Origin of the sequence: Frankia sp. CpI1-P, assembly GCF_001421075.1 — a bacterium.
GTDB lineage: Bacteria > Actinomycetota > Actinomycetes > Frankiales > Frankiaceae > Frankia > Frankia torreyi.
The window spans coordinates 1-14,913 of sequence record NZ_LJJX01000044.1; the positions used below are offsets into that span (position 1 = coordinate 1).

Here is a 14,913-nt window from a genome sequence, read left to right on the forward strand (position 1 = left end):
GTACAAGGCCACCCGGTACGGCCGGGTGTTCGTCCGGATCGGTCGCTTCGAGCCCACCTCGCAGGTGTGTTCGACCTGCGGTGTGAAGGACGGCCCGAAGCCGCTGGACGTCCGGGAGTGGACGTGCGCGGCCTGCGGGTCGCATCTCGACAGGGACGTGAACGCGGCGGTCAACGTCGCGAAGGCCGCCGGACTGGCGGCGTCTGCCCGTGGAGCGCAGGTAAGACCGGCACCCGTGCCGGCACCGCGCGGCGAAGCGGGAACCCACCCGAAGCTTGCCCCCGTCGGGGTGTAGCAGGCGGGAATCTCCGCCCTTCAGGGCGGAGAGGAGGTCAAGTCTTCCCCTCCCTGATCGGGGTCTGCTCGGCGCGACTGCTGGCGGCGGGCAAGGTGACCGCCGTGCTCATCCTGGCGGTGGTGGCGCTCGCCGCGTTGCTGCTCGTGATGCGCAACGGCTTCGGGGAACTGGTCGTCCTCTCGGTCGGTGCCTCGCTGGTCCTCGCCGNCCGGTATGCCCCGGGCTGGGTGCAGATCTGGTACGCCTACCTGCTCACCTGGCTGCTGCTGTTCTCCGGCCCGCGGTCGGTCCTGGTCCTGCACCGGGCCCGCCGGCGCGGTGCGGTCGGCTCGGACGCCGACAAGCTCGCCGAGAGCACCCACCTTCCCGCGCTGTTCTGGGTTCTCGCCTTCGCCGCTTTCAGCCTGTGGTGCGCCCTGAAGGGCGCGGTCCTCCTGCTCGCCTGACCCCGCTGGCCGGGGTGTCGCCGGCCGGGGTGTCGCCGGCCGCAGCCGTCTCGACGCGGGCGAAGTGGTCGTCGACGGCGGTCAGCCACGCGAGCGGACGGCTGACCTGGGGGCTGTGATCGGCGCCGGCGATCACGGCGAGATGGGCCCCCCGGATGTCGTGTGCCAGGGTCTGCGCACCCGCCCGCAGCGTGGAGTCGTGCTCGCCGACGATGACGGTCGTCGGCACGGTGATCTCGCCGAGCCGGGGAACGAGCGACCGATAGCCGCCGAGTTNCCGGCCCAGCGCGGCGAGTGCCTCCGGGTCCGCCTGACCCAACCCCGCCACCTGGCGCTCGGCGGGGTTGCGATGGTCGTGGACCGCGCCCACGCTGTCGCCGCCCCGCGCCGCACCACCGCCCTGCGCCGCACCGCTGCCCGACGCGATCGCCGCCGCTCCCTCCAGCACGGCCGCCACGATTCGCCTCGCGACCGGACCGGTGGCGGCGGCCGGCGCGGCCGCGGTGTCGACGAGCACGAGAGAACGCACCCGGTCCGGGTGCTCCAGCGTGTACCGCAGCGCGATCACCCCGCCCAGCGAGTGGCCGACGAGATGGACCCCGGCCGGCCCGAGCGCCGCAACCAGGGCGGCGAGGTCGGCGAGGAGCAGGTCGAAGGTGTAATCCGCCCGACCGCCGGGTGCCCGGCCGCTCGCGCCGTGCCCCCGGTGGTCGTAGGCGACAACGCGGCGTGACGCGGCCAGCTCGGATGCCACCGCGGCCCAGTCCGCGGTGCTGCCGGCGATCCCGTGGACCAGCACGACCGGGCTGCCCCAGCCGCCGGCCCCGGTGTCTGGGGCCCCGGGCGCACCGACCTCGGCCGGCGGGGCACCGACCTCGGTAGGTGGGGCATCCGCCAGAGCCGTCACGCCGGGCGGGTGGTCGTCCGGCCGCACGTCCTCGACGTGNAGCTCCAGTCCCGCCACCACCGGCAACCGCCACCCGCTCGCACTGACCACGCGCACATCCTCCCTGGTTGGGCCCGCTCACCTGGTCGGTCGGTTCACCTCGTTGCGCTCGCTCACCTGGTCGGGTTGGCCCGGCGGTCNGCGGGGCGGTCCCGCGGCGGCGCGATGTCGTAGGGTTCGGTCTCGCCGGCGGTGATCACCGCGTCGAGCACCCGGCGGGACGCGGCGAGATCGTCGATCCGCGCGTCGATCCGGGCCCGCTCCCGGGAGAGGTCCGCGACGAGGCCGGCGCACGGCACCAGGCGGCCTCCGTCCTCCCGCACACAGGGCAGCACCTGAGCGATCAGCGTCGTGGGCAGGCCGGCGGAGAGCAGCGTCCGGATCCGGCGGACCTGGTCGACGTCCGATTCGGCGTACACCCGGTAGCCGCTGGGCAGCCGCGCCGGACGCAGCAGCCCCTGCTCCTCGTAGTAGCGCAGCAGCCGCTCGCTCACGGCGGTGCGCCGGGCCAGTTCCCCGATGCGCATCGGTGATCCTCTTCTCTCGAATCGGCCGGCTTGACTCTCACACCGATGTCAGACTTTAGCGTCGCGCTCATGAGCAGCGCACCGATCGAATCCGCCGACTCTGCCTCCAGGCCGCCCACCGCACCGGCTCCGCCGGCGGCGGTCCGTGATCCGTATGCCTCGCCTCTGGCCGGCAAGGTCGCCGTGGTCACCGCCGCCTCCCGCGGAATCGGCCGCGCCGTGGCGCGCCGACTCGCGGCGGACGGCGCCGCCGTCATCGTCAACTGGCACACCAGCGCCAGCGCGGCCCGCGAGGTCGTCGCGGGCATCGTCGACACCGGTGGCCGGGCCGTGGCCGTCCGCGCCGACCTGGGCGATCGCGGCGGGCCCGAAACGCTGTTCGCCGCGGCCGAGGAGGCGTTCGGGGGAGTGGACATCCTGGTCAACAACGCGGGCATCGGGGCGGTGGCGCCGACGGCCGATGTCGACGAGGACACCTTCGACCGGCTGTTCGCCGTCAACGTCCGTGGCACGTTCCTCGCCCTGCGCCTGGCCGCCCGCCGCCTGCGTGACGGCGGGCGCATCGTCAACATCTCCACCGGCTACACCCGGGCCACCTTTCCGAACGTCGGCGTCTACGCGGGGACGAAGGCGGCCGTCGAGCAGATGGCGCGTTCGCTGTCCCGTGAACTCGGCCCGCGTCGGATCACCGTGAACACGGTGCTGCCCGGGCTCGTCGACACCGACGGTCTGTCCGCCGACGTCCGGGCGAATCTCGACGCGTTCGTCGCCGCCACGCCGCTCGGCCGGATCGGCGAGGCCCGCGACATCGCCGACATCGTGGCCTTCCTGGCGGGGGACGACGCCCGGTGGGTGACGGGGCAGGCCATCGTCGCCGCGGGTGGCCTGGTCTGAACCGCTGAACCGCTGAACCGCTGAACCGCGAGGAGAGTCTGAACCGCGAGGAGATCCGACCCGGTGGCGCGGCCCGGTGAACAGTGGCCTGGCCGGGGGCGTGCTCCGGCGTCCCGGCCACCGGGCCAGTAGGGTGAGGCCGCCATGTCCTCGACCGGAAACAGCCGGTTTGGCCGGAGCGGGGCCAGGTCCGCCTGGCGCTGGCAAGCCGACAGGTCTTGGTTCAGGCCAGGCCCGCGGGGGCGGGTGGTGGGTGGCGGCTGACGTCGATCCGGCCCCGTGAGGATGACGCCCGGGCCGGGCCCGCACGGGCGCGCGGGGAGGGGAGGGACGCGGTGACAGCCGAGGAGACGGCGGCCAAGAGGGCAGCGGCCGAAAAGGCCACGGTCGGGGGGACGGCGGTCGGGGGGACGGCGGCGGACTACCGACCGCGCCGGTCGGTGCTGTACATGCCGGGGGCGAACGAGCGGGCGCTGGAGAAGGCGAAGGGCCTGCCGGCCGACGCGCTCATCCTCGACCTGGAGGACGCCGTCGCCCCGGCCGCCAAGCAGGACGCCCGGGTGCGGGTCTGTGCCGCTGTGGCCGCCGGCGCCTATGGCCGCCGCGAGGTGGCGATCCGGGTCAACGGGCGCGACACGCCCTGGCACGCCGACGACCTGCGCGCCGCCGCCCAGGCGGGACCGGACGCCGTCGTCGTGCCGAAGATCGGCTCGCCGGCCGACGTGCACGCCGTCGAGCGGGACCTGGATGCCGCCGGGGCCTCGGCGCGCACCCGGATCTGGGCGATGGTCGAGACGCCGATCGCGATGCTGCGCGCCCTGGAGATCGCCCAGTCCTCGCCGCGCCTGGCCGTGCTCGTCATGGGCACCAACGACCTGGCCAACGAGCTGCGCGCGGAGCATGTGCCCGGCCGGGCGCCGCTGCTGACCGGTCTGGGGCTGTGCCTGCTGGCGGCGCGGGCCAGCGGTAAGGCGATCCTCGACGGCGTCTACAACGACGTCCGCGACGCCGAGGGTTTCGCCGCCGAGTGCCGGCAGGGCCGTGAGCTGGGGTTCGACGGCAAGACCCTGATCCATCCCGGCCAGGTCGAGCCCTGCAACCAGGCGTTCTCGCCGTCCGCCGAGCAGCTTGCCGAGGCCGCGGAGATCGTGCGGGCCTGGGCGGAGGCGGCGGCCGCGGGCCGGGGGGTCGTCACCGTCAACGGGCGGATGATCGAGAACCTGCACGTCGACAACGCCCGCCGGCTGCTCGCCGTCGACGCCGCCATCGCCGAGCTCGCCACCGCCGGCTAGACAGGTAGATCCGAACCGGGGCGAGGCGGGGGGACGGGGCGGGGTGGGGTCGGGATAACCCGAAGGCGAGTGGTGGGCGCACCGGCTGGGAGCGTCGAGGGCGCGGCGGCACGCTGAGAGGTGTCCCCCTGGGGACCGGGCGTCCCGCGGAGACTGTGTTCCCGGGCGGCCGGGCCGTGACACACTGCTTCCGAAGGCGCCGATGATCATGACGACCCCATCGTCCCCCGTCCCCTCGCGGGAGCCCGGACCGCTGCGCCGGCCGGTGGACGGCCCGCGGGGCGGTGAGCAACGGGGCGATTCCCCGCCCGGCGGGCCCCCGCCGCGCTGGCGGGTGCACCGGGAGTTCGCCTACACCCTGGTCGGCCTGCCGCTGGGCATTCTCAGCTTCGTCTACGCGGTCGTCGCGATCTCCGTCGGCGCCAGCCTCGCCGCCACCGTCGTCGGCCTGCCGCTGCTGGCGGCCCTGATCGTCGGCGCCCGCCGGCTCGGCGAGGCGAACCGGCGGCTGGCCGTCGCGCTGCTCGACGCGGGCGTCGCCGCGCCCCGCCCGTTCCGGCCGAGCCGTCCCGGCGCGTCCGGCTGGATCCGGGCGGGGCTGGGCGACACGGTCGGCTGGCGGGCCCTTGCCTACCTGCTGCTGAAGTATCCGCTCGCGGTGGCCAGCGGGGTGGTCTCGATCACGCTGTGGGGCTACGCGCTGGGCGGGGTCACCTACGCGGTCTGGCGGCCGTTCCTGNCGTTGCAGCACGACAGCGACGGGCAGGGCCACCGCGGCGCCTCGTTCGGCACCGACTACTTCCTCGACACCGCCCCCCTCATCGTCGCGGTGACCGTGACGGGGCTGCTCCTGCTGCCCGTCGCCCGCTGGACGGTGCGCGGGCTGGTGCACCTGGACGTGCTGCTGATCCGCGGACTGCTCGGCCCGACCCGGCGATCCCTCACCGCGCAGCGGGTGCGCGACCTGGAACGCACCCGCGCCGCCGCCGTGGACGACTCGGCCGCGGCGCTGCGCCGCATCGAACGCGACCTGCACGACGGGGCGCAGGCCCGGCTGGTGGCGATGGCGATGAACCTCGGCATCGCCCGAGAGCACCTCGCCGCCGACGGCGACGCCGTCGATCTGGACGCCACCCGCACGCTGGTCGACGCGGCTCACCGCGACGTCAAGGAAGCCCTCGTCGAGCTGCGCAACCTCGCCCGCGGGATCCACCCGCCGATCCTCGACCGGGGCCTTGAGGCCGCGCTTGCGAGCCTCACCGCTGGCAGTGCCCTGCCGGTGCGGGTGAGGGTCGACCTGCCGGACCGCCCGTCGGCGGCGATCGAGACGATCGCCTACTTCTGCGTCGCCGAGCTGCTGGCCAACGCTGCCAAGCACAGCCACGCCGGCGAGNCACACGTCAGCATCATCGGGCGGGCCAGGCGGGTGCGCGTGGTCGTCGGCGACGACGGTGCCGGCGGGGCGCGCATCGACCCCGAGGGCGGCGGGGGGCTCGCGGGCCTGGTGGATCGGGTCCGCACCGTGGACGGCTGGCTCGCCGCCACCAGCCCGCCCGGCGGCCCGACCGCCGTGACCGTGGACCTGCCGCTACACGCCTGAGTGGCCGCGCCCGGCAGATCCGGTAACCGGGCGCCGCGACACCGCGGTCCGACTTCTCCGGGTCTGGGAAGCGCCCTGATGGCGAAATAGAGTCGTGGCTGCTTCGTGCCCACGGCCGCACCGATTGTGATTTTCGATAAATGGATGGGATGGGATTGCATGGTTGACGGACAGCGAGCGGCCCTCGAGGGGACGCCGGCGTCGGCGCAGCCTCATGATGCCGCCGAGACCATTGCCGGCGGCCCTTTGCAGGAAGAGGGTCCGGGTTCGCTTGAGCCGCTGCGTAACGGCCTCATCGCCTCCGTCGCCCTGATCGCCGTCGTCATGATTCTGATGTGCAGCTACGCGAGTGCCTTCGGGAANGTCTCACCGCACGACATCAGCTTTGCGGTGGCGGCACCGCAGGCGGTCGCCGATCAGNTCGACGCGTCGCCCGCACTGGCCGTACATCAGGTTGCCGACCTGGCCGCGGCGCGGCGGGCGGTCGAGCATCGTTCCGTGTACGGAGCGTTGGTCTTCACGGGGGCGGACTCGGCCACCTTGCTGGTCGCGAGCGGGGCCGCGCGCTCCGTCCAGACGGCACTGGTCCAGGTGGGCGAGCGGTTCGCCGCCGCGAGCAAGACAAAGCTGACCGTCACGGACCTGGCCCCGACCGCGTCGAGTAATCCCAGCGGAACGATCGAGTTCTATGCCATCGTCTTCCTGGCGATCGGGAGCGCGCTGGGCGCCACGGTGCTGGGGCGGGTTCTGGGAACCGTGCGTAATCTCCGGCACATGGGGCTGCGGGTCGGATTCCTGATGTTCTTCACCGGCCTGCTCAGCCTGGCGGCCACGGTGTTCGTGGACGGGGTGTACGGCGCGCTCGCCGGCCATCCCGTGCCGCTGTTCGCCGTGCTCTGGGGATACACGACGGCGATCTGTCTGGCCTGCACGGGCGTCGCGGCGCGGTTCGGAACGCTGGCCTCCATCGTGCTCACGCTGACGCTGACGGTTCTCGGTAATCCCAGCGCGGGCGGGCCGGTGGGCCGGCCGTTGCTCAACGATTTCTACGCCGCGCTGACCCCGTACTTCCCCCACGGCGGCGGCCTGTCGGTGCTGCGCGGCGTCCAGTACTTCGACGGCCGCGGCATCGCCTCCGGCGTCATCTGCCTCGTCGTCTGGGCGGCCGTCGGACTGCTGCTCCTGGCAGGTGCGGCCTTCCGCACCGGGTTGGGGACGCGGGCGGGCCAACCTGCGCCCGCCGCCGCTTAGCCGATACCCGGGTGACCGTGCGGCAGATCTTGCGCACGGTCACCCGGATCAGGTCGGTGGCCGCCGAACGTTCGTCAGGGGGTCTTCGCGGCCTCGAGCGCGTCGAGGAGCTTCTGCCAGGGGAACAGGGCCTTCCACGCCTCGATGTCGGGGATGTTCTCCAGCACGACGTCCTCGTATTCGAAGATCACCTGCACGCCCCAGGAGCGCAGGGTCGCGATGTTCGCGAGGAACGCGGGATGCTTCGCGTGGGTCGGGTTCGGCGGCAGCCCGATGATGATGGGGATTCCCGAGCAGATGGTCTCGTTGAGCAGGCTCAGCGCGAGGGTGTCCGAGATCCCACCGGCGAACTTGTTCACCGTGTTGAAGGTGGCTGGCGCCACCACGATGGCGTCGGGTACCGGGCGCTCCTCGTTGTCGTCCTCGACCAGTGCGTACTCGCTGCGCACCCCGTGGCCGGTGAGGCTGGCGAGCAGCCCGGTGTCGATGAACTTCAGCGACGACGGGGTGGCGACGACCCGGATGTCCCAACCGGTGGACTGCGCCTGCTTGACGAAGACCGGGAGGTCGTCGGCGGGATACCCGCCGCCACAGACGACGATGTAGAGCGCGCGATGTCCGACAGTCATGGCGAAGAAACCNATCTCGAGGCCGCGGAGATACCGGAAGCATTTGTTCCAGCCGTCATTCTCCCGGCGATTCGGCCACTTTCCGGGCGGAGCTGCCGAACGTCGGGTGCGGACGGTCCGAAGGTCCCGCCGCACCCGGGCACCGGCAGGGGGACAGGGACAGGGGCAGGGGCAGGCGCGGTTGCGGGTCCGCCGCGGTTGCGGGTCTGCCGCGGTTGCGGGTCAGATGCGGGTGAAGGCCTCCGCGTCCCGGCGGAAGCGGTCGAGTTCGGTCAGGCTGATCGTCGGTCGGGCCTGCCGGGCGGCGTCGAGCAGGTCCTGGGTGCCCAGCGGCGTGGTGGCGGGATTCTGACCGCCGTCCGGGCCGGCCTCGTCCGAGCCGGGCTTGCCGTGCAGCCAGGTGTCGTCGGCGGCCCGGTGGAAGGCCGCCGCGGCCGAGCGCTGCACGACCGCGGAGAGGTCCGCCGGGGTGAACAGGTCGGTCGCGGCCACCACCGCGTCCAGGTCGATCTCCGCCTTGTTGGCGACCCGCNCCAGCAGCCCTGCCAGCAGCACGCNACGCCCGCTGGCGTCCGGCGGCCCGACCGGAAGTACCAGGTCGAACCGGCCGGGCCGAACGAACGCCGGGTCCAGCGCCGACACCGCGTTCGTCGCGCAGATCAGCAGCCGACCCTGCACCCCGCGGAACAGCGGGATCGCCTTGAGCAGCTCGTTGACGACCGACTGGTTCTCCGGCCGGGTCTCGCGGGACTGGGCGATCTCGTCGACCTCGTCGATGAACACGACGACGCGCTCGACGCCCATCAGGTCGTTGATCGCCGACCGCAGCTCGGCGGCGAGCCCGGCCGCCCCCGAAGCCAGCCGCGACGGCAGCAGCTCCACGAACGGCCACTCCAGCCGGGCGGCGACCGCGCGGGCGAACGACGTCTTGCCGGTTCCCGGCGGCCCGAACAGCAACATCGCCGTCGGGATGACCACCCCGTACGCCTCGGCCAGCTCGCGTTCCCGCACCGGCAGCAGCAGCCGCTGCTCGATGAGCTTGCGCTCGTCCTCCATGCCCGCGAGGTTCGACCACTCGGACGTGCTCAGCAGGGCCCCGCCCCAGCGCTCGACGGTCGACACGTCCGCCGGGCGCAGCGGGATCTGCTTGTCGTAGAGCACCTGCCCGGTGGCGCTGAAGCCGCGGTTGAGGAACGCCTCCTCCCCGGACTGGCCGGGAGTGATCAGCGTGGTGATCCGTCGGCAGCCGGCGTGCAGCAGCAGGTTTTCCACGCTCTGCAACAGGCCTGAGCCGATGCCGTGATGGCGCCAGGCCGGCGCAAGCGCGACCGTGAGAACCCGACCCGCGCCGCCCTCCTTGCGCCCGATCGCGGCCCCCACGATGTGCTCGCCGGCGACGGCGACCACCACCGGGGACTCGGTGTCGGGCGGCTCGTGCCGCAGCGCCAGCACGGTGTCGGTCAGGTTGATCGGCGGCCCGCCCGGGGTGCTGTGCACCTCTTCGAGTAGCCGCACGGTGGCCGCGTAGTCGACGGTCTCGTAGGGACGGATGTGCCAGATGGGCACGCTGGCTCCTTCAGGTCGGTCACCGACGGATCGTCGAGANGACTCTGCCTGGGCGGTCGCTGCGAACCCGTCGGGACTGATGGAGCTTTGCGGGGGGACCTAGGGACCGGCACCCGTTGACGAAGGCAGTCCGTGTGCCCGGGGGTGCTCCCCTGAGAAGGGTCGCCGTCTCGTTGCCCGAGGGCGCCCGACGGTGCCCGCCCGGCTGCGTGGCCGCTGGTGGTCGCGCGGCACCGAGCGATGGTGACGCTGCTCGCCAGGCACCTTCGACGGGCGGCCCGGCGACGCTCCTTCGGGCGCCCACATCGTGGACCCCGCCACGCCCGTCCGGGGGAGACCGGTCCTTCCCGGGCCCCCCGAACGGGTGAATCGGCCGGTGCTGTGTATGGGAGCGGCGCAACCTGTCTCCTCCACAGGGACACAACGGATGCCGAACCCTGTGGAAGAGACATGGAGGCGCTGTCCCACGCATCCCGCGGGAGCGGTCGGTGTCAGGGCAGGGGCGCGGCGAGGGTGAGCACGCGGGTGATCTGGGCGGCGGCGAGGTTGTCGTCACTGATCAGCGTGAGCGTCGCCGGGCCGCGGCCGGCCGGCGGCGCCGCGGCGACGGCGAGGCCCTCGTAGTTGTCGAGCAGCGGGTTGAGCTGCGGTTCCCGGCTGGGCGCGCCGAGAGTCGGGCAGCGGACGAGGTCCGCGACCGGCCGTTTGGCCACGATGTCGGCGGCCGGCGCGGTGGCGAGATCGGCGATGCCGCCGACATCCGGTGCCCGGTCGGCGCCGGTGACGGCGTAAAGGGTCGCCGTGTTGCCGACGTTCGCCGTGAACGATGCCTCCAGCACGACCAGCCGCCCGTCGCCGTACGCCGTCGCCTCGGCGATCCGGTTGCCCGGGTCGACCTGATAGCCGATCTGGCGGGTCAGCCGGAACCCGCCGGGCGTGCCGGCGTCGGCGGCGTAGACGAGGATCCGGCGGAATCGGGCCTGGCCGCTCCCGGGTTGTCCGGCCCCGGGTTGTCCGGCCCCGGCCGGGGCGTCCCCGGCGAGCGTGCCCTCCATCGCGGCGTAGACGAACCGCCCCGACGGCGAGATCGACAGGCCCTCCAGGGTGGCGTTCGCCGTCGCCTCGCCGGCGGGTGCGACCGCGAACCGGGCCGGCACCGTGAGCTCCCCGGCCTGCCGGCCGTCCCGCCCGAACACCCGCACCGACGGCTCCGTCTCCGAGCTGACCAGGAACCGCCCGTCCGGCAGGACGGCGACGCCCTCCCCGTCGAAGCTCGCCGCGTCGTACGGGGTGCCGTCCGGGCGGCGCAGGGTCAGCGTGCCCGTCAGCCCGGGGTGGCGCGGGTCGCGGAAGAAGAACAGCCGAGCCGGCTCCGTCCCGCTGTGGTCCTGGACCGCCACGTACCCGCCGCTGCGCCGATCCGCGGCGAGCCCCGACAGCCCCCCGACCGTCACGCCGTCGATCGACGCCTTGTCCAGCGCGTCGCTGAACCCGACCGCGACCGCGGTGGGCGGGCAGGCCCTCTCCCACGGCACGCTCGGCGCTGTGGCGGCACCGGCCGCCGCGGGATTGCCGGTGGCCGTCGGTGCGGTGGCCGTCGGTGCGGCTGCCGTCGTCGGTGAGGCTGTCGTCGTCGCCGCGGCTGCGGCCGTGGCGGCGGAACACGCGAGTGCCGCTGCCGCGGCGGCCGCCAGGACGGTGCGACGGATCGGTGTCATACCGTCACACTTTCCGGGTGGGGGTGACCGGCGGAAGACCTGTGAGGTGAACGGCGTCCGAACAGACGCCGTCTGTCCTTGTCGGCCAGGCGGGGGTACTCACGACCAGCCTTCGGCGGCGAAGTTCTCGCCGCGTCGGAACAGCTCGATGCCGGTACGGGACGTTCCATAGGTCCGCGCGGGGATCGCGTCGAGGGGGAACCAGGCGATTCCGGCGCACCTGTCCGGCTCGGCGTTGACCGGCTCACCCGTCCAGCTCGCGGGCCGGAAGACCAGGCCGACGCGCGCGATGCCGCGGTCATTGCGGGAGTGGATCGTGGCGGTGAGGGAGAGCCTGGACCGGTCGAGGACGAGGCCGGTCTCCTCGTGGGCCTCGCGCACGAGGGCGCTGGCGGCGTCCTCGTTCTGTTCGAGTTTTCCGCTGGGCAAATTCCACCAGCCGTCGGCGAACCCTGTTCCCGCGCGCAGGGCCAGCAGCACCTGGTCGTCACGAACCAGGAGCAGTAACACGTCCACGGGACTCGTGTAGGTCATCGGATGTCCGGGGCCGGCGGATTCAGGTCTCGTCGACCGCGGGGTCGGCGGGGGAGCCGAGCAGGGCGGTGACGGAGGCGGGGATCTGGAAGCCGATGGCCTGGCCGGACTGGTCGTCGTAGACGGCATCCAGGAGCGGCTCGGCGTCGAGCGGGATGCGCCCGCGGCCCTGGAAATAGGCGACGATGCGGCGCACGGGACGGGTGAAACCGCGCAGGCTGCGGTCCGCCTCGTAGCCGGCGATCCGGTACACCTCGTCCCGACTGATGAAACCGTCGGACGCGGCGGCCCGTTCGATCGCCCGTGCCTGCACCGCCGCCTCCTGGCGCAGCCGGCCGAGGACCGCGTCGACCGCCACCGCGGTCCAGCCGGGCTCCTGGTCCTCGGGCTCGTCGTCCCGATCGTCGCGCTCCTGCTGGAGTTGTTGGACGCGCCCGACGTCGGCCAGGGCGGCGGCGGGAACCTCGACGCTGAGCACCTCCCCGGCCAACCTGAGCAGCTCGTCCGGCCGGACCATGAACAGCGCGCACTCGGCGGTGTCGAGCAGCTCCCGGACGAGCTCGGGCCGCGGGCCGATGGGGAGTCCCTGGTCGAGGCGCCACCAGTCCTCCTTGACGTCCCCGGTGACGAAGAGGACGGGGCGGCGTCGCGTCGCGGCTTCCACCTGGATCTGCTTCCACAGCACGTAGTCGCCGGCCGGAGCGGTGCCCTTCTTCGCGCCGTCCTTGTAACCAGGCGGGATCTGCTGCTCGACCCGGCGCAGTCCCTCCTCGAGCGCCGCCTGATGCTCGGGGGGCGCCAGCGCGGGGCCGACCCGCCCCTCAAGGATGGTCGCCAGTCGCTTCACGACCGGGTCGAGATTGGAATCGGTGGAATACCGGGCCATTTCGCGGTCGTGGGCGGCGGCGATCTGCTCTGACACGTGATCGAATCCGGCGGTGAGCGCCTTGCGCAGGTCGGCTGCCTCCGCGGGATCGAGGGACAGCCGCTTGGCCCAGGTGCGGATCACCTGCTCGGCCTGGCCGCGCAGCTTGTCCAGGTCGTTTCGGGTCGCCGTCGTGCCCCGCGGATCGCGCAGCACATTGTTGCGCTGGGTCCAGAACTCCGCGATGACCTGATGCGGTGCCCAGACCCGCTCCCCGAGCCCGGTGAGCACGTCCAACAGGTTGTCGCGCGCATCCGGGTGATAGCGGTACAGGTTGAGCAGGACATTGGTGTCCGNCACGACCATCCCGGTGGTCAGGACTCGCCGGTAGTCCTCGACCGACGGCGTGCGGTACGCCTCGAACCCGTCGAACAGTCCGCCCTTTGACGGTGCACCGGGCGCCGAACCTCTCGAAGCCGTGATCGATTCCCCCATGTTGAAAGTCTAGAATATTGCTAGGAAGACAACGGCGGGGAGTCTCCCTGCATGGCCCGGTCGCTCAGCCTGGCGCCCAGGGTCGCGTCGATTATCTTGCGAATGAGTCGCTCCCGGTTCTCCTTGGCCAGATGCGGGATCCGCAGGGCGTCGGCCAGGGACGTCAGGCGGGCCACCGTGCCGAACCGATCCAGATGATCATGCGCCTCGGCGCGGCTCGCCATCGTCAGCAGCGTGCCTCGGACCGCGGCCGCCTCCTCCGCCAGGACGGGAGCGGCGGACCGACGCCCGGTGGTCAGGCGGTTGGGGCGCCCCGGTCGGCTCTCCTGACGCGGCGAGGCGGCCGGGGCGGTGCGGCCGGAGTGGGCCAGGTCCGCGGGCCCGGCGCTCGCCTCATCCGTCCGGGCTTCCACCGGTGTCGTCGGCGCGCCGAGGATCAGCTCGCGTCGGCCGGAGATGAGGTCCTGCAGCCCGTCGTCATCGAGACTCCCCACGAGGACGGCCAGCCGGTGCAGGAACGCCGCGAACGCCGCTGACCGATCGTCAGGCATGGCCCAGGGCCTCCAGTCGTTTGGTGAATTCCGTGGCCAGCCCCTGCCACTGCTCAAGCAGGTCGCCGGCCGGCGGCGGATCGGTGAGGACCAGCGGCACATTCTCTGCTGCCGCCCTTGCGTACGGGACCGGATTGTCGAAGATGACGGACTCGAAAGTCGGGTACTCCTCTCGCACCATGTGAATGAAGGTGCGCAGCGATGCGGACACCTCGTTGCCCNGTTGGCGGCGGGCCATCGTGAAGACCACGCCGAGGATTCGCGGCAGCAGCCGGGTGGGCATGCCGCGGCGGGCGGCCGCGCTGCCGCCCATGGCGTTGTACCGGGCCTGGAAATAGCCGAGACGCTCCCGGAGATGGCCGATTGCGAGCCTGGACAGCTCGTCCGGGCGGGCCGGCACCACGAGACCGTCGCTGGCGACGACCGCGGCGCGCGTCAGAACGCCGAAGTTCGGCGCACAGTCGAGCAGCACGAGGTCGTAGCCTGCGGCCCGCACGGATGCCACGGCGGCGACGAGCCGTCCGTAGACCCGTAGGAAAGGCGTGCGCGGGGGCGTCGGGCTGCCCAGTTCGTAGAGGAGCCGCTCCTCGGCGTCGCTGAGCTGGAGATCGGCGGCGACGAGATCGAGCCGTCCGCCGTCGAGGTAGAAGTTTGCCTGCTCCGGGGTCACCACGACGTCGGTCAGGCCGGGTGGATCCCCGCGGGATCGCCACGAGTTCAGCCAGTGCGCGATCGTCCGGTTCGGTCGCAGGCGATCGCCCCAGTGCTCGGGCGGATAGAAGGACAACGTGAGGCTGGACTGCGGGTCCAGGTCGATGAGGAGGACCTTGNGGCCCTCGCGGGCGAGCTGGGCGCCGAGATTGGCGGTGACGGTGGTCTTGCCGACGCCGCCCTTGTAGTTGACGACGGTGACCACCCGCATGTCCGCCTCCGACCGTGCCGCCCCCGCAGCGGGCCACGGGCCGAACGCTAATCGGCGGAGCCGGCGGCGTTCGGGCGTTCGGATCAGCCCGGACGTCAGTGTCATCGGGTGCCCGTTTGGCGCCCTATGCGCCTGTTTCAGGCTTGCGGATGCGTGAGATCTGTCGCTGCGGAACCGTCGACGGCGCGTGCCCTGCCGGTCAGTCGCCTTTGGCGCGGGCGATGACCTCCTCGTCGGTCAGGGGGGAGGCGGGGTGGTGGGTCAGACACAGCGGGGTGCGGATCTTCTCGAAGGTCAGTGCCTCGCTGGTGGCGTAGAACTCGCCGACGCCGAGCCGGCCGATGTCCGCCGCGTCACCGCCACTGGCGCGCGCCATCAG

General features: G+C 72.6%; 12 protein-coding genes and 9 pseudogenes. 8 read left to right on the top strand and 13 right to left on the bottom strand.

The genetic code is table 11. The features are described 5' to 3' along the window. The 3 genes and pseudogenes from FF86_RS32430 to FF86_RS56180 form a co-directional block, all read left to right on the top strand. A partial coding sequence (locus tag FF86_RS32430; protein ID WP_157866977.1) for a zinc ribbon domain-containing protein occupies positions 1-295 on the top strand: 295 nt, incomplete at its 5' end. 44 nt (positions 296-339) lie between these two features. Next, positions 340-505, top strand: a pseudogene (locus FF86_RS56175) (M50 family metallopeptidase); the annotation flags it as partial. 1 nt (position 506) lies between these two features. Further along, positions 507-744, top strand: a pseudogene (locus tag FF86_RS56180) (M50 family metallopeptidase); the annotation flags it as partial. Here the strand turns inward: FF86_RS56180 and FF86_RS56185 are convergent. The 3 genes and pseudogenes from FF86_RS56185 to FF86_RS23625 all read right to left on the bottom strand — a co-directional run. Continuing rightward, a partial coding sequence (locus FF86_RS56185; protein WP_242419386.1) for an alpha/beta fold hydrolase occupies positions 698-1,020 on the bottom strand: 323 nt, incomplete at its 5' end. The pseudogene FF86_RS56180 and the gene FF86_RS56185 overlap by 47 nt on opposite strands. Position 1,021: 1 nt before the next feature. After that, positions 1,022-1,678 (bottom strand): annotated as a pseudogene (locus FF86_RS56190) (alpha/beta fold hydrolase); the annotation flags it as partial. 153 nt (positions 1,679-1,831) lie between these two features. After that, positions 1,832-2,217 (bottom strand): annotated as a pseudogene (locus FF86_RS23625) (MerR family transcriptional regulator); the annotation flags it as partial. 69 nt (positions 2,218-2,286) lie between these two features. On the opposite strand from FF86_RS23625, the gene FF86_RS23630 reads away from it, so the two are divergent. The 5 genes and pseudogenes from FF86_RS23630 to FF86_RS67915 all read left to right on the top strand — a co-directional run. Then, positions 2,287-3,111, top strand: a complete 825-nt coding sequence (locus FF86_RS23630) for a glucose 1-dehydrogenase (RefSeq protein WP_242419387.1) — start codon at positions 2,287-2,289, stop codon at positions 3,109-3,111. A gap of 440 nt (positions 3,112-3,551) precedes the next feature. Next, positions 3,552-4,403, top strand: coding sequence for a CoA ester lyase (locus tag FF86_RS23635; RefSeq protein WP_370657248.1), 852 nt, complete (start codon positions 3,552-3,554; stop codon positions 4,401-4,403). Positions 4,404-4,611: 208 nt separating this feature from the next. Next, the coding region (locus FF86_RS56195; protein WP_242419389.1) for a sensor domain-containing protein at positions 4,612-5,142 on the top strand (531 nt) is incomplete at its 3' end. Position 5,143: 1 nt separating this feature from the next. Beyond that, positions 5,144-5,796, top strand: a pseudogene (locus FF86_RS56200) (histidine kinase); the annotation flags it as partial. 1 nt (position 5,797) lies between these two features. Beyond that, positions 5,798-6,003: pseudogene (locus FF86_RS67915) on the top strand (sensor histidine kinase); the annotation flags it as partial. 1,325 nt (positions 6,004-7,328) lie between these two features. Here FF86_RS67915 and FF86_RS23650 read toward each other — a convergent pair. From FF86_RS23650 to FF86_RS56210, 10 genes and pseudogenes are all read right to left on the bottom strand, one after another. Further along, positions 7,329-7,895, bottom strand: a 567-nt coding sequence (locus tag FF86_RS23650) for a flavoprotein (protein ID WP_242419390.1), incomplete at its 5' end; no start/stop codon positions are given. 546 nt (positions 7,896-8,441) lie between these two features. Further along, a pseudogene (locus FF86_RS56205) lies at positions 8,442-9,449 on the bottom strand (ATP-binding protein); the annotation flags it as partial. 491 nt (positions 9,450-9,940) lie between these two features. Next, the gene (locus FF86_RS23660) at positions 9,941-11,167 is read right to left on the bottom strand and encodes an esterase-like activity of phytase family protein (protein WP_044886999.1); all 1,227 of its coding nucleotides are present in this window, start codon (positions 11,165-11,167) and stop codon (positions 9,941-9,943) included. 99 nt (positions 11,168-11,266) lie between these two features. Further along, on the bottom strand, positions 11,267-11,701 hold the full coding sequence (locus FF86_RS23665; protein WP_044886998.1) for an NUDIX domain-containing protein: 435 nt from the start codon (positions 11,699-11,701) through the stop codon (positions 11,267-11,269). 22 nt (positions 11,702-11,723) lie between these two features. After that, the coding region (locus FF86_RS23670; protein ID WP_255355899.1) for a PIN-like domain-containing protein at positions 11,724-12,922 on the bottom strand (1,199 nt) is incomplete at its 5' end. A gap of 159 nt (positions 12,923-13,081) precedes the next feature. Beyond that, positions 13,082-13,612 carry a hypothetical protein gene (locus FF86_RS23675; RefSeq protein WP_044886996.1) on the bottom strand — a complete coding sequence of 177 codons (531 nt, stop codon included), beginning with the start codon at positions 13,610-13,612 and terminating at the stop codon, positions 13,082-13,084. Continuing rightward, the coding region (locus FF86_RS67920) for a hypothetical protein (protein WP_396230042.1) at positions 13,605-13,833 on the bottom strand (229 nt) is incomplete at its 5' end. The genes FF86_RS67920 and FF86_RS23675, both read right to left, overlap by 8 nt. A gap of 1 nt (position 13,834) precedes the next feature. Continuing rightward, positions 13,835-14,442: pseudogene (locus tag FF86_RS67925) on the bottom strand (ParA family protein); the annotation flags it as partial. Position 14,443: 1 nt separating this feature from the next. Next, a pseudogene (locus FF86_RS67930) lies at positions 14,444-14,639 on the bottom strand (ParA family protein); the annotation flags it as partial. A 94-nt stretch (positions 14,640-14,733) separates the two neighbouring features. After that, the coding region (locus FF86_RS56210; protein ID WP_242419391.1) for a hypothetical protein at positions 14,734-14,913 on the bottom strand (180 nt) is incomplete at its 5' end.